The sequence below is a fragment of the Arthrobacter pascens genome, from assembly GCF_030815585.1.
Classification (GTDB): domain Bacteria; phylum Actinomycetota; class Actinomycetes; order Actinomycetales; family Micrococcaceae; genus Arthrobacter; species Arthrobacter pascens_A.
This window is the reverse complement of the sequence record NZ_JAUSWY010000001.1, coordinates 3,056,106-3,074,270: the sequence shown is the minus strand read 5'-3', so window position 1 is coordinate 3,074,270 and position 18,165 is coordinate 3,056,106. Positions and strand designations below refer to the sequence as shown.

15 protein-coding genes and 1 pseudogene are annotated in these 18,165 nt (G+C 65.1%); 10 read left to right on the top strand and 6 right to left on the bottom strand.

What is annotated here, in order from left to right; translation table 11 throughout:
• Together purE and QFZ30_RS14155 are read right to left on the bottom strand one after the other, a co-directional pair.
• A complete protein-coding gene (gene purE / locus QFZ30_RS14160) occupies positions 1-588 on the bottom strand; it encodes a 5-(carboxyamino)imidazole ribonucleotide mutase (RefSeq protein WP_307077226.1) in 588 nt (195 codons plus the stop codon).
• Entirely contained in the window at positions 585-1,781 is a 1,197-nt protein-coding gene (locus QFZ30_RS14155; RefSeq protein WP_307077224.1) for a 5-(carboxyamino)imidazole ribonucleotide synthase, read from the bottom strand. The genes purE and QFZ30_RS14155 overlap by 4 nt, the downstream gene beginning before the upstream one ends.
• Positions 1,782-1,951: 170 nt before the next feature.
• On the opposite strand from QFZ30_RS14155, the gene QFZ30_RS14150 reads away from it, so the two are divergent.
• The gene (locus QFZ30_RS14150; protein WP_307077222.1) at positions 1,952-2,527 is read left to right on the top strand and encodes a GtrA family protein; all 576 of its coding nucleotides are present in this window, start codon (positions 1,952-1,954) and stop codon (positions 2,525-2,527) included.
• Between the two features lie 46 nt (positions 2,528-2,573).
• Here QFZ30_RS14150 and QFZ30_RS14145 read toward each other — a convergent pair whose 3' ends face one another.
• The gene (locus QFZ30_RS14145) at positions 2,574-3,272 is read right to left on the bottom strand and encodes a TIGR03089 family protein (protein ID WP_307077220.1); all 699 of its coding nucleotides are present in this window, start codon (positions 3,270-3,272) and stop codon (positions 2,574-2,576) included.
• Positions 3,273-3,685: 413 nt separating this feature from the next.
• On the opposite strand from QFZ30_RS14145, the gene QFZ30_RS14140 reads away from it, so the two are divergent.
• Genes QFZ30_RS14140 through QFZ30_RS14130 form a run of 3 tightly spaced genes read left to right on the top strand, consistent with a single transcriptional unit; the run spans position 3,686 to position 9,268 of the window.
• The gene (locus QFZ30_RS14140; protein ID WP_307077217.1) at positions 3,686-4,231 is read left to right on the top strand and encodes a WhiB family transcriptional regulator; all 546 of its coding nucleotides are present in this window, start codon (positions 3,686-3,688) and stop codon (positions 4,229-4,231) included.
• Positions 4,232-4,242: 11 nt separating this feature from the next.
• A complete protein-coding gene (locus QFZ30_RS14135; protein WP_307077215.1) occupies positions 4,243-7,590 on the top strand; it encodes a glycosyltransferase family 2 protein in 3,348 nt (1,115 codons plus the stop codon).
• Positions 7,583-9,268 (top strand): DUF5719 family protein, encoded by a 1,686-nt coding sequence (locus tag QFZ30_RS14130; RefSeq protein WP_307077213.1) that lies wholly within the window; start codon positions 7,583-7,585, stop codon positions 9,266-9,268. The genes QFZ30_RS14135 and QFZ30_RS14130 overlap by 8 nt, the downstream gene beginning before the upstream one ends.
• Positions 9,269-9,309: 41 nt before the next feature.
• Here the strand turns inward: QFZ30_RS14130 and QFZ30_RS14125 are convergent, their stop codons facing one another.
• The gene (locus tag QFZ30_RS14125) at positions 9,310-9,825 is read right to left on the bottom strand and encodes a metallopeptidase family protein (protein ID WP_307077211.1); all 516 of its coding nucleotides are present in this window, start codon (positions 9,823-9,825) and stop codon (positions 9,310-9,312) included.
• A gap of 119 nt (positions 9,826-9,944) precedes the next feature.
• Between QFZ30_RS14125 and QFZ30_RS14120 the strand changes: the two genes are divergently transcribed.
• From QFZ30_RS14120 to QFZ30_RS14105, 4 genes are all read left to right on the top strand, one after another.
• Positions 9,945-10,334: a DUF3499 domain-containing protein gene (locus QFZ30_RS14120; RefSeq protein ID WP_307077209.1), complete on the top strand. Its 390-nt coding sequence runs from the start codon at positions 9,945-9,947 to the stop codon at positions 10,332-10,334.
• A 77-nt stretch (positions 10,335-10,411) separates the two neighbouring features.
• Positions 10,412-10,663: a Trm112 family protein gene (locus tag QFZ30_RS14115; protein WP_307077207.1), complete on the top strand. Its 252-nt coding sequence runs from the start codon at positions 10,412-10,414 to the stop codon at positions 10,661-10,663.
• A 70-nt stretch (positions 10,664-10,733) separates the two neighbouring features.
• A complete protein-coding gene (gene ahcY, locus QFZ30_RS14110; RefSeq protein WP_307077205.1) occupies positions 10,734-12,221 on the top strand; it encodes an adenosylhomocysteinase in 1,488 nt (495 codons plus the stop codon).
• A 63-nt stretch (positions 12,222-12,284) separates the two neighbouring features.
• A complete protein-coding gene (locus tag QFZ30_RS14105) occupies positions 12,285-13,535 on the top strand; it encodes a L,D-transpeptidase (protein WP_307077204.1) in 1,251 nt (416 codons plus the stop codon).
• A gap of 69 nt (positions 13,536-13,604) precedes the next feature.
• Here the strand turns inward: QFZ30_RS14105 and QFZ30_RS14100 are convergent, their stop codons facing one another.
• Positions 13,605-14,405: an RDD family protein gene (locus tag QFZ30_RS14100; RefSeq protein ID WP_307077202.1), complete on the bottom strand. Its 801-nt coding sequence runs from the start codon at positions 14,403-14,405 to the stop codon at positions 13,605-13,607.
• 73 nt (positions 14,406-14,478) lie between these two features.
• Between QFZ30_RS14100 and QFZ30_RS14095 the strand changes: the two genes are divergently transcribed.
• Together QFZ30_RS14095 and QFZ30_RS14090 are read left to right on the top strand one after the other, a co-directional pair.
• Positions 14,479-15,471, top strand: coding sequence for a stage II sporulation protein M (locus QFZ30_RS14095; protein WP_307077200.1), 993 nt, complete (start codon positions 14,479-14,481; stop codon positions 15,469-15,471).
• Between the two features lie 124 nt (positions 15,472-15,595).
• Positions 15,596-16,657: a TIGR01906 family membrane protein gene (locus tag QFZ30_RS14090; RefSeq protein ID WP_307077198.1), complete on the top strand. Its 1,062-nt coding sequence runs from the start codon at positions 15,596-15,598 to the stop codon at positions 16,655-16,657.
• Positions 16,658-16,693: 36 nt separating this feature from the next.
• Here the strand turns inward: QFZ30_RS14090 and QFZ30_RS14085 are convergent.
• Positions 16,694-18,118: pseudogene (locus QFZ30_RS14085) on the bottom strand (AMP-dependent synthetase/ligase); the annotation flags it as partial.
• Between the last annotated feature and the right edge of the window lie 47 nt (positions 18,119-18,165).

Genomic DNA, 18,165 nt, shown 5'->3' with positions numbered 1-18,165 from the left:
CTAACGGCTGCCCCGGAGAACGCCGTTGCCGTCGGCAAAGACTTCACTGACCTTCTGCCGGAGGTTGGCGCCCTTGCGGGTGGCGACGTCATTGAGCTCCTGGGCGAATTCGAGGAGGTCTGCGCGAAGGGATGCAGCCAGCTCGTCAGTTCCGGAGGCCAGTATGCGCACCGCAAGGAGGCCGGCGTTGCGCGCTCCTGCGATCGAAACAGTGGCCACCGGAACCCCTGCGGGCATCTGGACAATGGACAGGAGCGAATCCATGCCGTCCAGGGTCTTAAGCGGGACAGGCACCCCAATGACAGGCAACGGAGTGACGCTCGCAAGCATGCCGGGCAGGTGGGCCGCACCGCCGGCGCCGGCGATGATCACCCGCAGTCCGCGTTCATGCGCTGTCTGGCCGTACCGGATCATCTCGGTGGGCATTCTGTGCGCAGAAACCACATCAGCCTCGAACGGAATACCGAATTCGGCCAGGGCATCCGCCGCCGCCTCCATGACTGGCCAGTCCGAATCGGAGCCCATGACCAGTCCCACGATGGGGCTGGGGGGAGAACTGCTGGCGGCGTCGGTGGTTTCGGCGGTCATGCTTTCTCCTCAGAAATCCGTGGTGATTCTTCAGCCGGAACCCGGCCGTCGCGGATGATGCTGGCCACTCTCGCAGCACGTTGGCGAAGGGCGTCCACATCGGCGGCGGTTGCTCCCACCAGGTTGACGTGGCCGATCTTCCGGCCGGGCCGGACAGATTTTCCGTAGCAGTGGACTTTGGCGGCGGGTTCACTGGCCAAGGCGGCGGGATACGCGGAAAACAGGTCCTGGTTGTCGCCGCCCAGGAAGTTCTTCATCACCACCACCGGGCCCAGCACGTCAGTGGCACCCAGGGGGAGATTCAGGACCGCCCGGAGGTGCTGTTCAAACTGGCAGGTCACCGAACCGTCCTGGGTCCAGTGGCCGGTGTTGTGAGGGCGCATGGCCAGTTCGTTGATGAGGAAACCCGCGCCGGTTCCCGGGGTTTCGAAGAGTTCCACGGCCATGACTCCGGTGACCCCGAGTTCGGAGGCGATCCGCAAGGCCGCGTCCTCTGCTGCCGCGGCGACTTCCAAGGGGATGTCCAGGGCCGGCGCAATCACTTCGTCGCAGACGCCGTCAACCTGGATCGTGTGCGCCACAGGCCAGGCCCGGGCCTCGCCGTCCGGGGTACGCGCCACCAGTGCTGACAGCTCCCGGCTGAAGTCAACCTTGGCTTCCGCGAGGAGTGGGCTCATCGATTCGAACCACTCCGCCGCACCCGCGGCATCCTCTGCGGATTCGATGATCCGCACACCCTTGCCGTCATAGCCGCCACGGGGCATTTTCAGTACGACCGGCCAGCCGGTCTCGTCTCCGAATGTGACCAGGGCAGCGACGTCAGCAACGGCGGCCCAGACGGGGTTGGGAAGTTCCAGCCTGTCGATCGCAGCCCGCATGACCAGTTTGTCCTGGGCATTGACCAGGGCGTCCGGTCCGGGCTGGACGTTGACCCCGGCGTCCTGCAGCGCGCGCAGGTGGCTCGTGGGCACGTGCTCATGATCAAACGTCATCACGTCCAGGCCGTCCGCGAACTCGAGCAGGGTCTGCAGATCCTTGTAGTCGCCTACCGGAGAGGTGGACACTGCCGAGAAGGCAGAAACGTCTTCCCCCTCAACAAGGACACGGAGTTCAAAGCCAAGAGCGGTGGCGGCAGGGGCCATCATGCGCGCGAGCTGGCCGCCGCCAACCACGCCGATTACTGGAAAAGTCACAAGGGCCAGCCTACCGAAAAGCTCACGGGTTCCCGGCTTTCGGCCGCCATCGGGGCGGTTTTTCCGGTAATTTGGCTGTCTGCCGCCCACGCCCGTGGGTTGGTTCGGTGAATCAAGGCTAAAATGGCCTCTGGCCGAGTGGCCCACAGTTTCGACGGCCATGGAGGGTCATGTTTAGCACACTTGCAGATCGTATCCGGGGGCTTGCCTCCCTATTTTGGCGTGAGGTGGCCAAATTCGGAGCCGTGGGCGGTGTGGCGTTTGTCATTGACAACGGGCTGACTTACTACCTCATGCACGGCCCGATGACCGACAGTGAAGCGAAGGCGCGCTTTGTCGGCGCCAGCATTGCCACCATCTTCTCCTGGGTCGCCAACCGGCTATGGACCTTCCGGCACCGGCGTCAGGCGAATGTCCTTCGGGAATTCCTCATGTTCATCCTCATTAACGGGATTGGCATCGGCATCTCCACGGGGTTTACGGCGCTCGCCAAGTATTCGTTTAATGTGACGGACAAGAACATGCTGTTTGCAGCCGGAGTGGCAGGAATCCTGATAGCAACCGTGGTCCGTTTCTTCGCCTACCGGTTCCTTGTCTTCAACGAGGAACTGGACCAGGAACCGGAGTTTTCCCACGACCACGAGCTCATCGAACTCCACCACCACGCCAAGGCTCCCGCGGCAGTCGAAGGGGCTACGACAGCGGCCGAAGGCGGAGAGCGGGCACCGGAGAGTCGCCAGCCTTAGTCCAGGGCCTGGTCCAGCGGTGTAGACCAGCGGCATTTCCCTCGCGTTAGCTGCCGTGGATCCGCTCGGTGGCAAGGAGGTGGTCCGTCAGTTCCACGTCCGGATGTGCCAGGACCACGGAGCCGCCGCTTTGCCAGGCGCCCAGCGAGTTCGCCAATGCCGCCTCCAGACCGTCGGCCGCGGGGACCAGGAGCCGGACGCCCTCCTCATGCGAGGCCGCGAAACTGTCCAGCAGGTTTTCGTGAAGGTGACGCTGGCCGTCATGGCCGTGGACTGCACAGGTGGACGCAGCGGGGTCGGCATGTGCCATAAAAACGTCTCCGTGCGAGCGCACGTCGGAAGCGTAGTCGATCGCACCGGCAGGCAGTTCACCCGGCCACCTCATGGCGAGGGCCGGCAGCGCAACAGCAATGATGGCGTCGTAGTTTCCTTTTGACGATGGAGGCCTGTCTGTGACGAGGTAGTCCGCATCGGCGCCTTCCAGGACAGCTTCCATGCCCAGCTGCCACGTTGCCAGGCCCCAGATCAGTGACTTCCAGTGCGCAGGCAGGTCAAGGCGCACACGCATTCCGGGTGCGGCATCCAGTTCATCCTGCAGCAAATTGCTCGTCTTGGCGACCCAGTTGTCCAGCACCCGGCCGGAGAGTTCCACACGCTCGGCTTCCGGGCCGTACCACGTCAAGCGGGGCGATGTGGAGTGGCCGGAGCGCAGGGTTGTCATCAGTTCGATCGCCGGGATGCTCATGGCTACATCTTGCCACGGCGGCCGAAGGTGGTCACTGGGCCAGGCGGCCCCCCGCGGCTGCTCCCCACATCTCGAAGCAGCCCCGAAGTCCTGTGATTTTTCTCACAGGGGCTCCTCCTTTCGCTTGCGTATTTCCAGGCCAGGCTGTATTTTCCCCGGAATACATGGGATGTAGGGCCCAAATTGCCCAAGCCGGGACCCGGTCTGGCGTTGTGGGAGGCGAGGCGCTGGAAAATTCCCGGGCGTGGCGTGACCGTGGTTGGCGGAGGAAGTTGATTATTATCCCGTCCGCGGCTTGACTCACCAGTAGTTACACGCGTGTAATTAGATATCGAAGGCCATTGCGCGAATACGGCACACAACCGAGTGTCCAAGTATCCAGTCAAGGGCTGCAACATTTGGGGAGGGTCGCATTGGGGCAAGTAGAGCGTATCCATGAAGATGCCGTCGTCGCCGGACAGGCAACGGCAAAATACCGCGCAAGGGGCGTGCCAAGCGATTGGTACGTGGATCCCGCGGATCCTGACGCCGCGGAGCGGTACAACCGCAACACAAAAGAATCCCTCCAGGACCAGGCCACTGCCTTCCTGGCGGCCCATGAAGCCCTCCTTGGCGGCGGACATGACCAGGATGATGACGACCTGGATCCGCCCATGGAACTGCGCGAAGTCACGGCCGGGACAACTTCCCAGCCGGTGTGGATCGGATTGCCTTTCGAGCAGGACTTCGACGACGAAGGTGAGCTCGGCTGGCAGACCGACGCGTTGTGCGCCCAAACGGATCCGGAAGCCTTCTTCCCGGAAAAGGGCGGATCGACGCGTGACGCCAAGAAGGTCTGCGGCGCGTGCAACGTACGGTCGCAATGCCTTGAATATGCACTGGCGAACGACGAACGGTTTGGCATCTGGGGTGGCCTGTCCGAGCGCGAACGCCGGCGGCTAAGGAAGCGAGCAATCTAATTCTTCAGGAAGTGCATGTCACTGCCGTTGTGGTGTCCCACAACGGCAGCGACTATCTCCCCAGAACGCTGGCTGCCTTGGCGGATCAGACCCGGCCCGCGGACACCGTAATCGGCGTGGATACGGGTTCGCGTGACGATTCCGCTGCCCTGCTTGAGCGCGCCATCGGCGCAGCCAACGTCATCCACCGTCCGCACGGCAAGGGTGGCTTGGGAGGTGCTGTCCGCGCCGGCCTCGAAGCGCTGGCGCCATGGACCGGTGAATCCGGACGTGCCGCCAACGACTGGATCTGGCTCATCCACGACGATGCCGCCCCCGACCCGGAGGCGCTGGCCGAGCTTTTGGGTGCGGTGGAGCGTGCACCCTCGGTGACGGTCGCCGGCTGCAAGCAGCTGGACTGGCACGCCAGTCGCCGGCTGATCGATGTCGGCTTGTCCACCAGCGGGTGGGCCGAACGTCTCACCCTGATCGACGTAGACGAAATGGATCAAGGCCAATACAACGGCCGCAGCGACACTTTCGCCGTGAACTCGGCAGGCATGCTGGTCCGACGTGACGTCTGGGAGCACTTGCAGGGCTTTGACCCTGCCTTGCCCGGCACTGGCGACGACGTTGACTTCTGCTGGCGCAACCGTCTGGCCGGACACCGCGTGGTGGTGGTCCCGAGTGCACGGATGTTCCATGTGGCACACAGGCCCCATGCCCTTGGCAACGCCTCCGCTGCCAGGAAGGCCCAGGTCCATCTGCGGCTCAAGCACGCCCCCCTGTGGAAGGTCCCGCTCCATGCCGCAGGGGCGCTGCTGGGAAGTATCTTCAAGCTGGTGCTCAGCATCGCCGTTAAGGACCCGGGGCACGGCTTCTCCCAGCTTGTTGCCACCTTCGCGGCCCTTGGGCGGCCCGGCGCCGTCGCAAGGGCCAGACGGGCGGCTGCCAGGACCCGGCGGATCCGGCGTTCCGTGATCAGGAAGCTGCAGACGCCCCGGCGCGAGGTCTGGAACCACCGCCGGTCGCTGATAGAGGCGCTCGGGGCGGATGACTCGTCCGGCGACAGCCTGGAGAAGGATCCTCTTGCTGATCAACCCACCGGGGATTCGGCCGACGACTTCGCGGCCCTGACCACTACCAAACGCGGCTGGGTGGGCAGCGGGGCACTGGCCGCTGTCCTCATCGCGTCTGCTGCGTCCCTCATGGGGCTGTCCGGGTTGTTCCGGGCGGAGGCTGTCACGGGTGGTGGCCTCATCCCGGTCTCCTCAACACTCGGTGAAATCTGGCACCACGCGTCCAGTTGGTGGATCAGCCTTGGCGCCGGTCTTCCGGGTAGGGGTGACCCGTTCGGGTATGTGCTGTGGATTCTGGGCCTTCTCGGCGGAGGTGACGCCAACACGGCCATGGCGTGGCTGCTCCTGCTCGCCGCGCCCCTGTCAGCGCTCACCTCCTGGTTCGCCGCGGGGGCACTGACCGTCCGGCGCCGTTTCCGCCTGGTCGCCGCGCTGTTCTGGGCTGCGGCCCCCGCGCTGCAGGTTTCCTTGAACCAAGGCCGGGTAGGAGCCCTGCTGGCCCACCTCATGATTCCGCTCCTGGTCCTGGCACTGCTGCGCGCAACGGGTACTGCCGTGGGCCACGGTCGCTTTGTGCTTCCTTCGCCCACAGAGCGGCGCTTTACCGAAAGGCCTCCGGCGCGGCCGGGAATCAACGGCGTGCCGTCCTGGACAGCAGCGGCCGCCGCAGGGCTGGCCCTGGCCGTTGTCTCCGCTTCGGCGCCATCCCTGTTGATCCCCTCAGCCGTCATCATCATCCTGTGCGGACTTATGCTCGGCCGCCGTGGCCGCACGGTGTGGTGGGCGCTGCTGCCGAGTGCAGCACTGTTCATTCCCTTCGGCCTGTCAGTGATCGACAGACCGCGCGCAATACTCGCCGACCCCGGCCTTCCGCTGGGCTTTGATGCCGCCCCTCTATGGCAGCAAATTCTGGGCCGCCCACTGCTGTTCACGCCCGACGGCGGGTTGGCCGGCCTGCCTTATTTCACCGGCGGGGCAGTACCGTGGGCCCTCCTGCTGGCTCTGCTGGTGGGCGTGCCCATGCTGCTCCTCGCAACCGCAGCGCTTTTCGTCCCGGGGAAACCGTCCCGGATGCCGCGTGCCCTTTGGGTGGCCGCGCTGATTATCCTTGTCGTCGGTTGGCTGGCCGGGCACGTTGCCACCGGCGCCAATGCGGACACTCTCGTGACTCCTTTCACCGGGCCTTCGGTGTCAGCGGCCGGATTCGCCTTGCTCGGAGCCGGACTCATTGGTGCGGAACGATTACTCGACATCGCAGACCGGGCGTCCTCTGCGAGTACGCGGCGGAATGTCGTGCTCCGCTCCGCCGTCGCGCTGTCCATGGTCCTCTTGCTGGCCGGCCCCTTGGCTGGCATGGCCACGTGGTCGGCCCAGAACCTGTTCCGGTCCAGTGCGGGCACCCAGGCGGGGGGCACGGGACAGGAACCACTCGGCACGCCGCGGCTTGTGGAGGCCGGCAGCACCCGTACACTCCCTGCCACCGCAGTTGACCGAGGCACTGGGTCCGAGCAGACCCGGACCCTGCTGATCAGTACGAAGGAAAACGGCGCGTTTGATGCCGCCCTGATGCGGGGCGCCGGGACAACTTTGGACAGTCTCTCTGCCATTGCCGCCGCCCGGAACATCCTGGGCGGGCCGGGAACCGAAACGGTCAGGGAAGATGACGATGTTACCTCGACCATCCGCTCCGTGGTTGCCACTTTGGTGGCCGCGCAGGGTGTCGACCCGCGGCCCGAACTGGACCAGCTGGGAGTAGGCTTTGTGGTCCTGCGCTCAGCTGATACCGCCGCCCAGCTGACTGCAAGCAGGATGGACGCCGTGCCTGGGCTCGTAGCCGTGGGGCAGACCGACGTCGGCTGGCTCTGGCGGATCACGCCCCTGAACCAGCCGGTGCTCCAGGCGGCCGACGTGGCCCACCGCGTGCGGATTATTGATGGTAACGGCGCTACGGTGGCGCTGTTGCCTTCCGGATACGACGACGTCGACACCGACGTTCCCAAGGGACCGGAAGGACGGTTGGTGGTGCTTGCTGAACGGTCCGATCCCGGCTGGACGGCTTGGCTTGACGGGCGGAAGCTCACTCCCACAACGTCCGGCTGGGCCCAGGCCTTCACGTTGCCGCCCTCCGCGGGTCAGCTGACCATCCGCTACGAGAACCCGTGGACAGTGTGGTCCGGAATCGCGCAGGTCACGGTGGTCGGACTCACCGTTATGCTCGCCATCCCCATGCCTGCCCGCCGGCCGAACACCGGACTGTCCAGGGACGAGGGCTCCTTGCGTAAGGAACACCAGAATGCATAAGGACACTGCCCGGGCGGACTCGACAGACGAAGCGCCGACTGACGAGGTCTCGATTGATGCGGCTCCCGCAGGAGGTGCTCAGGCACAGCACCGTCCTGTGACTGGCAAGGCCCCCCACACCGGAGTCTTCGCCGGAATCCTGTCCGCTGCGCTGATTCTTGCCGCCGCGGGAGGAGTGGTGACCGCTGCCTCGGTGTCGCCGCAGCCGCAAGGGAGCCGCAGCTTCCCGGCCGCGCTGGCTGCTGTTCCTGCCGGCTCCAGTGTGGGTGTATGTCCCGGGCCCGCCCGGCTGCTCGAAGGCACGGTGGCGGGCACTGATCCGCAATTCAGCCCTGAATCGGAGACGGCCGCCAGCGCCGTTACAGGCGCCGTTTTGAGCACTGCCGGCGGCGTTTTGCCGGGCAGCCGGCTGTCAGCACTGGACGGGACAACCGCCGTCGAGATCGCCAAGGACTCCGGTCAGCCAAGCGCGGCCGCTGGCCCTCAGGAACTGCTGGCAGGTGTGGTCGCCGGGCATGCCGTGGACGGCGTCAGCGTCCTGAGCGCCGATGCAGTGGCCAACCAGAAGGCATCGGCGGCCGCCTTGATGAAATATACGGCCACAGACGGTGACCTGCAGGGTTCAGCGGCGGCCAACTGCCAGCAGCCTGCCAACGACATGTGGCTTGCCGGTGCCAGCACCACGCTGGGGCGCACATCCGTCCTGGTCCTCAGCAATGCCTCCAGCACTCCGGCCACCGTCAGCCTGGAACTCTACGGCAGCAAAGGCCAGATCCAGGCGCCGGGAAGCCGTGGTCTCCTCGTGGCCCCGGGAACCACCCGGTCAGTCGTCCTGGCCGGTCTGGCGCCCGGCGAAGCCCGGCTCAGCGTACACCTGCGCAGCGCAGGAGGCCCCGTCGCTGCAGCTATCCAGCAGAGCGTCCTCAGGGGACTTACGCCCGGCGGGGTTGACTTCATAGCACCGGGGACAGGCCCGGCGACACGCCAGGTCACGACCGGGGTGGACATCCAGGATGCCGGCGGAATCGCTGCCCTCACGGCAGAGAGAGGCTTTGAGGATGCCGGACCTGCGCTTCAGCTGACCGTCCCGGGGGCTTCTGACGCCGTGGTGGAGATCAAGCTGTTCGGACGGGACGGCCAGCAGGCGCTTCCGGGCGGCGGTGTGGTCACCGCGAAGGCCGGCGCCGTGACAGAAGTGTCCCTCGCCGGGGTCCCGGCGGGCCAGTACACGGTATCCACGAGCTCCGATGTGTCGTTTGTCGCTGCCTCACGCGTCACACGCGGCCTCAAGAACGACCAGGCCTCCGATGTAGCCTGGTCGGCATCGGGCGGCAGATTGGGCAGCCAGCATGTGGTGCCGGTGCCCCAGGGCGGCGGGCGCGTGCTGGTTTTCGGGGCCTTGGAGGATCGCGCCACCATCTCGTATTCGGCCATTACGGCTGACGGTAGGATCCACGGGGCGGCCTCAGCTGACATCGCCGGGGGAACTACAACGTCCATCGAAGTCCCGGAGAAGGTGGAAGAGTCAGTGGTTGTGGGGTACGTGGTGTCCGCTTCCGGCTCCGCTGCCTACGGAGCACTGCTGATCCAGCAGGGTGGGCGGGAGGACATCTCCACGCTGGCCTTCACGCCTGCAGCGTCCGGTCAGGAAAAGGTTCCGGTCACGCTGGGGTACTGAGCGCTGAGGCGGGTACTGGGTGCTGACAAGCAGCGGCAGGATCAGTAACGGCGCCTGTAAACGGGATCCAGGGTCTCGGGAGCCACACCCAGCATCTCCGCGGTGTGCTCAACGACAACGTCGTGGACAAGATCCTGCAGCTCCTCACGGCTGCCGCAGCCCTGTTCCACTACTCTGCGGTAGAGGGTAATGACCGGACCTTCGTCGGCTGTTGCGGGCGTGTAGGAGCCCATCGGCGCTGGCGCAGCATCGGCCACGAGCTGTTCCAGCTGGGGTGGAATCTCATCAACGGCAAACCGCACTCCATCAAGGGTCTTGCCCCAGATGTCGTGGAGCCGCTGTGCGGAGTCCAGCACCAAGTCGTCAAAGCGGTCGGAGCGGGTGCGGTAACCGGGATGCGTGGGCAGCATGAGTTCCCCGCGCAGGCCGCGGCCGTGCCGGTTCCTGCGGCGCATCGCAAAGCTCTTGCCCAACGGGCCCGAACCAGTGCCGTCATTGCGGACACCCGGGTCAGCCAACCGGACCGTAAAAGCTGAATCATGGTTCGATGACTGCATACATTGACTGTAAACCCGGCGGGAGATTTACGCGACAAAATACGCACGGGCCCACACGGCGCGTCGTTGCGGCGGGCAATACGCCGAACCTGCCGGGACACGGAGTAGTCTGGGATGTCGTGGGAGCTATCCGTCAATGTTCAAGGTCAGCCTGCCGCCAGTCGGCGGTGGCTACTCTGACGTACGTTTATGCCGATTCCACAGCCGTGCTGGGGCCCCTGGCCACTTACGCAGAGCCGCATTGTTACGATTTGTGCGACCAGCATGCCGAGTCCCTGACTGTGCCGCGGGGATGGGAAGTCCTCCGCCTGGCCATGCCGTCCACCCCCCAGCAGCCCGGGCCGGATGACCTGCTTGCTCTGGCAAATGCTGTCCGGGAAGCGGCGGCCATTCCAGCGCAGGCCCAGCCGTCCCAGACCCAGCGCTCCGTCCATTCAGCATTGGAGGCTCCCGCCGGGATCGAAGGCGCCCGCCGTGGCCATCTCCGCGTCCTGCGTGAACCGTCCTGACACCGATCTGGCGGTAGGCTGGAAGCTGCTAATCAGTCAGCCACCGGCGCAGTCGCGCCCGTCAGGGAGCATCAACCATGCCAAAGATCCGTCCTGAACTCTTGTCCGTCCTGAGGTGCCCAGTGACTGGATCACCCTTGATCCAGGAAGGCGAAGAACTCGTCTCGACGGCGGCGGGGGAGTCCGGCGTTAAGCTGCGCTACGCGATCGAGGACGGCATACCCTTGCTTCTGCCGCCGGAACTGCTGCAGGCCGCCAACGCAGCTGGCTCGGACGAGCACGACTCAGCCCAGCATGACTCACCTTCCCGCCCGGCCGAAACTGCCTGAGCACCCACCCGCACGATTCACCGCCGACGATTCAAGGCCTCGCCTCAATCGGACAGAGCAAAGGATTCCCATGACTTTTGATTACAAGGTTGCCGACATCTCGCTGGCAGAGGCCGGCCGCCATCAGATCCGCCTGGCCGAACACGAGATGCCCGGCCTGATGTCGCTCCGCGAGGAGTTCGGCCCCAGCCAGCCCCTCAAGGGTGCCCGTATCGCCGGTTCGCTCCACATGACGGTGCAGACTGCTGTACTCATCGAAACCCTCACGGCCCTCGGCGCCGAGGTTCGGTGGGCGTCCTGCAACATCTTCTCCACCCAGGATGAAGCGGCAGCTGCCGTTGTAGTGGGCAAGGGGACAGCCCAGGATCCCCAGGGTGTGCCGGTATTCGCGTGGAAGGGCGAGACCCTCGAGGAGTACTGGTGGACTGCCGAGCAGATCCTCACCTGGCCGGGTGCCCAGACCAACCCGGAGCTGGGCCCGAACATGATCCTCGACGACGGCGGCGACGCCACAATGCTGGTCCACAAGGGCGTTGAGTTCGAAGCCGCAGGCGCTGTGCCGCCGGCTTCCGATGACGAGTCCGACGAAGGCCGCGTTTTCCTTGCCGTGCTCAGCGCTTCCCTGCAGGAGGACCCGCAGAAGTGGACGCGCATCGGATCGCGTCTGCTCGGCGTCACCGAGGAAACCACCACCGGTGTACACCGCCTCTACCAGCTGGCGGAGCAGGGCAAGCTGCTGTTCCCGGCCATCAACGTCAACGACTCGGTCACCAAGAGCAAATTCGATAACAAGTACGGCATCCGCCATTCCCTCCCTGACGGTATCAACCGCGCTACCGACGTCCTGATGGGCGGCAAGGTGGCCGTGGTCTGCGGTTACGGCGACGTCGGCAAGGGCGCCGCAGAGGCGTTCCGCGGCCAGGGATCACGCGTAATCGTCACCGAAATCGACCCCATTTGCGCGCTCCAAGCCGCCATGGATGGCTACCAGGTGGCAAAACTGGAGTCAGTGCTCAGCGAAGGCCACATCTTCATCACCACCACCGGCAACAAGGACGTCATCATGGCGGAGCACATGGCTGGCATGCGTGACAAAGCCATCGTGGGCAACATCGGCCACTTCGACAACGAGATCGACATGGCCGGCCTGGCGCGTATCCCGGGCATCAGGAAGGTCGAGATCAAGCCCCAGGTGCATGAGTGGGTCTTTGAGGCCGATAGCGCCGACGGTTCCTCCCAGCGCTCCATCATCGTCCTCTCAGAGGGACGCCTGCTGAACCTGGGTAACGCCACCGGGCACCCCTCCTTCGTGATGAGCAACTCGTTCGCAAACCAGACCATCGCGCAGATCGAGCTGTGGACCAAGCGGGATCAGCCGGACGGTGAGCGGGAGTACGAAAACCAGGTGTACGTGCTGCCAAAGATCCTTGACGAGAAGGTCGCCCGGCTGCACCTCGACGCACTCGGTGTTGAGCTGACCGAGCTCTCCAAGGAACAGGCCGCGTACCTGGACCTCGACGTGGCGGGCCCGTACAAGCCGGAGCACTATCGTTACTGAGGCGTGACGCGCATTAACGGGGGCTGGTGCGGCGGAGCCTGCCGGACGGTTTAAGATCATTGCATGGAGACTGAGTCAACGTCCGGGTTAAGACCGCGCCGCGGGGGAACTGTCAAGAAGATAGCCCTCTTGGCTGTGGTCTGCATCCTGGCTGCCGGCGGCGGCGTTTTCGCCGCGGTCGCGCCGGGGTTTGCCCGCGGTTCCATGGAGTCGGAGGCGGGCTCCGCCGTACGTTCCGCGCCGGGCGTGGCGTCGCCCGTGGTTGCACCGGTGAAACTGGACGTCTCGCCGGATGATGGAGCCAAGCAAGTCAACCCGGCGGCACCTGTTTCGCTCAAGGTCACCAATGGCAGGATCGAGGGTGTCACTCTCACCACCACCGGCGGCGAGGCCGTCCAGGGCACCTTCGCAGGCGACGGCAGCAGCTGGTCCGCGGTTGGACCCCTGAAGTTCAATACGGAGTACAGCTATACGTATGTGGTCACCGACGGCGCAGGTCGGGAAAAGAGCACAACCCATTCGTTCAGCACCGTCTCCAGTTCCCATGAGGCCGACGCCGCCATCTACCCCCTTGATGGCATGAAGGTTGGCGTCGGCCAGCCGCTCCAGGTCATCTTCAGTGAGCCCGTGGTCAACCGGGCTGAAGTGGAAAAGGCCATCAAAGTCACCTCCAGCGCCGGGCAGACCGGAGCCTTCCACTGGTTCAGCGACACCATGGTCCGGTACCGGCCCGAAGGGTTCTGGGCCGCGAACACCACGGTCACCATGGACATGCAGCTCTTCGGCGTTGACCTCGGAAACGGCCAGATCGCCAACTTCAACAAAAAAGTGAACGTCAATATTGGTGACAAGCGGGTGGCCATTGCCGACTCCGCCGCGCACACGTTCACCCTGAGTGTCAACGACCAAGTGGTCAAGACGCTCCCCGTCAGCATGGGCGACGAGCGCTTCCCCTCGGCCCGTGGCTATGCAGTGCTGATGGAGAAGAACCGCTACGACCATTTCAGGGCCGCCAGTATCGGGCTCAAGCCCGGCGATCCCGCATACTATGGCGAGGTGGACGTGGAGTACTCCATCCGCCTCACGCTAAGCGGGGCCTACATCCACCAGGCTCTGGAGTCCGCGTACCCCTTCATCGGGAACAAGAACGTCTCGCACGGCTGCATTGGCTTCGCCCCTGAAGGTGCAGCCTGGGTCTATAACAACATGACAACCGGCGACGTCGTCCAGGTCATCAACACCAAGGGAGACTACGCCGCCCACGATGACGGATACGGTGACTGGAACATCCCCTGGACCGAGTACGACAACTAGGGGCCGGAACCAGGCCCGGACGACGACCAGGCCGGTACCACAAACCAGGCAAGTACAGCTCCTGGGGTGTCAGGACCCAAACGGCAGGCGGCCCAGCCGCTCGCCCACTGCGGAGTTGCGACGGCGGGCCTGCTGGAGCCTCGCCAGTTCGCGGGTGCGCCGTTCTGCGATGACCGCCGCCAGGTAGTCGTCGGGGCTGGTTCCCGGCGGCGGGGGAGGCGCCACATGTCCCGCCAGCTCGGTGGCAATCGAGGCGGCCATGCCGGCACGGGACAGTGGAGACATCCGTCCGGAATGCCGGATGAACTGTGTGGCCTGCCGGGCTGCCGCATCAGGGATCCGCCCGATGTCTGCCGCTGCCGCCCAAGCCCGCAGCTGGGGCGGAACGTAGACGGGGACTGCCCCTTCAACGGGCACCCGGCTGCGCAGCGCATACGTGCCGGCCATGATGTCCCCGAGCCGCCTGGACCGGTCGTTGAAGAGGGCTACTGCGATGGCCAGGCCGCCGAGGGTGAGATAAATTTCCAGGAAGCCAGTCAGCCCCCGGATCAGGGCATGACGGAAGCGGATGGCTCCGCCGTCGTCACGTACAACGCGCAGGCCAGCTGCCAGTTTTCCAAGCGAGAGGCCACGGCTCAGCGTCTCCACGGCTATCGGGACAATCACGAAGCAGAAGACCACACTGACCAGCGTCAGCGCGCGCGCCGCTGCCTCATCAAGTTCCTGGCCGGCAGCGGACAAGCCGAGCAGGATCAGGACCAGCAGCACAACGTTAACCGTGACATCCAGCAGAAGGCCGAGCGCACGGGCCGCGAAGGACGCGGGGCGCAGTTCCAGGACAACGGCTTCGCCGGTGACTATTGAACCCAAAGCACGTTTCCCCTTCTTCGCGCATCATCCTGCGGACGCTCACAGTCTAATGCGGTGCCGCTAGGCTGGTGCCGTGGATATGGATGCCTTCTCCGCCGTCAACGGGGACAAATGGTCGAGGTTGCACGAGCTGGCGTTCAAACGCCGGCTCAGCGGCGCGGAGGCCGACGAACTCCTGCGGCTCTACCAGTCCACGTCCGCACATCTTTCCCTCATCCGGTCCCTGGCCCCGGAAAGCGGCTTGTCCGCGGCGTTGTCGGCAACGCTTGCCCAGGCGAGGACACGTTTCACCGGTGCCCGGTCGAATTTCATGGCGGACCTTGCCCGCTTCTTTGTGGTCGCGCTGCCGGCTGCGCTCTACCGGTTGAGCTGGCTGACGCTGGCCTGCGGCGCCGCCTTCCTCCTGATCGGCGGCGCCTACGCGTTGTGGATCGGCAATTCCCCCGACGCCCTGCGGACCTTGGCCACCGATTCCGCCATCCGGAAGTATGTGGAAAAGGACTTCATCGACTACTACTCGGAGAACCCGGCAGCTTCCTTTGCCGGTGCGGTCTGGACAAACAACGCGTGGATCAGCGCGCAGGCCGTAGCCCTGGGCATCACCGGGATCTGGGTGCCCATGATCCTGTTCAGCAACGCCCAGGGCGTGGGGATCGCAGCCGGGATTTTCGCGGCTGCAGGCAAGACCGATGTCTTCTACAGCTATATCCTTCCGCACGGGCTGATGGAGCTCACCGCGGTCTTCATCGCCTGCGCTGCCGGATTGCGGATCTTCTGGGCCATGGTCTCGCCGGGGCCCCGCACCAGGGGCCGGGCAGTGGCGGAGGAAGGCCGGTCCTTGATCACGGTGGCGCTGGGCCTGATACTGGTGTTGTTCGTGTCGGGTCTTGTTGAAGGGTTTGTTACGCCCAGCACGCTGCCGGTGTGGGTCAAGATTGGCATCGGCTCCGCCGTGCTCGCATCGTATTGGCTCTACGTCCTGATCTGGGGCAGGCGGGCCTATCTGGCGGGGGCCCGCGGGGACCTTGGCTCGGACGATGCCGGCTACACCGAAATCGCTGCGTGAATCCCTGGCCTCCCGGGGTGGCTCCTCGCCCTCCTGGAGGCCCGGACGGTAGGCTCGTCAACAGATGCATGGCGCTGCCCGGACGTGAGCCGGGGGTGCGGACCCCAACGGAAGTGACGCTGCAGTGAAAGACAATTCTCCGAACCCTGCCAATCGCACGGAGCCGCAGCCGGATCCCGTCCTGGACACCTCGGCGGACTCGGATGAGCACGCGTTTGAATGGCTGAAGACGCCCGTTCCCGGCGGCGGCGCCACTCCGGGCACCGGTTCCGACCCCGGACCAGCAACACACCCGCAGCCCGAAAGCCGGGCAGACCGCAAAGCGGCGGAGGCCGCCGTCGAGCCTTCCGGTGTTGAATCTTCAGGGCAGGGGAGCGAACCGCATTTCAATGAACCGCTCCCCACGTCGGCGCTGCAGGTGCGTCCACCGCAGGAGGAGGTGGAGCGGCGCAACGCCCAGCGTGAGAGCGCAGCGAACGCCAAGCCCCTGGCGCCGCGCATCGTTCAGGTCCTCCTCGCCGTGTTCTATCCCTTGATTCTTCTGGTGCTGGCGGTGCGGGCGGTGGCCAGTCCCCTGTTCTTGTGGGTGGAATACAACCGCCCGGGATTCCCCGGTGACGGCTATGGCTTCAGCACCGATGACAGGATGACGTACGGCTCCTACGCCGTTGACTACCTGAGCAACTGGTCAGGCCCGCGGTATCTGGGCGAGCTTGTCAACCGCAGCGGCGAAAAGCTGTTCAAGGACGGCGAAGTCAGCCACATGGCGGATGTGAAGCTCGTGATCCTGTCCACTTTTGGTGCTGGTGCGCTTCTCATCCTGCTGAGCGTCGTGGCCATCACCTACCTGCGCCGCCGCAGCACCGGAGGAGCGCGCAGAGGACTGTTCGCCGGCTCCATCGTGGCCCTGGTGGTCATCCTGGCCTTGGGCGCGCTGGCGGTGCTGGGCTGGCAGCAGTTCTTCACCGAGTTCCATCGAATCTTCTTCGCCAGCGGGTCATGGACGTTTTCCTTGCAGGACACCCTCATCAGGCTGTTCCCGGGCCAGTTCTGGATTGACGCCGGAATCGTGATCGCAGCGCTGGTCCTGCTTGCCGCTTTGGTGACGCTGATCCTGACGTGGCCTACACGCCGGCGTCGCGGCCTGGTCAGCAGCGACCGGACCACTCCGGCCGCCATTTCCTGAAGTTGACCGAGGGCGTCAGATGCCCGGGTTTGAGGGGAGATCATTCTTGCGGCCGGTGATGGTCAGGAAGCCGTCGGAGTCCAGCTCGCCGAGGTCCCCGGTACGGAAGAAGCCGTCCACGAACGCTTCCGCGTTGGCGGCCTCGTCGGTGTGATAGCCCTTGAAGACGCCGATGCCCTTAACCAGGATCTCGCCGTCCTCAGCGACGCGAACGGTAGTGCCGGGAATCGGGATGCCCACGCTGCCTACCTTGGTGCGCGTGGGGGTGTTGGCGGTGCAGGGCGCTGTGGTTTCTGTCAGCCCATAGCCTTCCAGGACAGGGATGCCTGCGCCGCGGAAGAAGTGTGCGTCCTCAGCAGAAGGGCTGGCGCCTGACATCGCGTAGCGAACCTGTCCGCCGAGTGCCTGGCGCAAGTTGGCATACAGCAGCCTGTCGAACACAGCGTGCCGGGCCCGGGAAAGAAGGCCGGGCCCGCTGCCCTGGCCACGGGCTGCGCTGTCCTGCTCCCTGGAGTACCGGACCGCGGCGGCAGAGGCGGCGCTGAAAATCCCGGCCCTGCCAGACAATGCTGCCTTGCGCGCCGCACCGGCGCGGACCTTCTCGAAGATGCGCGGCACCACCATGAGGAACGTCGGTTTGAAGGTGCCCAGATCCTCCAGGAGCTGCACCGCGTTGCCGGCGTGGCCCAGGGTGGCGCCGGCGTTGAGGCAGGCCACCTGGATGGTGCGGGCCAGCACATGCGCCACGGGCAGGACCATCAGCGTCCGGGCGTTCTCCGGTCTCAGGAGCTCGGGGAGGAAGGCCACGATGTTGGTGGCCACCAGGGCAAAGTTGCCGTGCGTGATCTCGCAGCCCTTGGGATGGCCGGCGGATCCGGAGGTGTAGACAATGGACGCAACGTCGTCCAGCACGGCGGCGGTGCGGTGGCGTTCGAGCTCGGCGTCCGTGACGCCGGCGCCTGCACCGGCGAGGCTGGCGAGGTTGGGGGCTTCGCCGTCGTAGTCCATTCTGACCACATTCACCAGGCGGTCCTTGAGGAGGGCTGAGGAGCCCAGGACCTGGGCGAGCATTTCTGTCTTTTCGCGGTCCTCGGCAAAAACACGCCAGGTACCAGCGTCGTGCAGTATCCACTCCACCTGGCTGGCTGAAGAGGTTTCGTGGACGGGCACGGTCACGCCGCCGGCGAACCAGACGGCGAAGTCCACCAGTGTCCACTCATAGCTTGTCGACGACATTACGGCCACGGTGTCCCCTGGCTCCAAGCCGCCCGCGATCAGGCCTTTGGCCAGGGCACTGACATCGTGCAGGAATCTCTGCGCCGGGATATCCGTCCAGCCGTTGGGACCCCTGCGAGAGTAGAGGGCGTGGGCGGGGTTGGCTGCCCGCTGCTGCAGCAGGAGATCGGTGACGTTACTGTCGGGATCAAGTTCCATCAGCAGTCCTGTGCTTGCTTCTCTCACGGCCGGTCTCCTTTCCGCTGCCTCACCGCTGCGCGCGGCTCCATCGT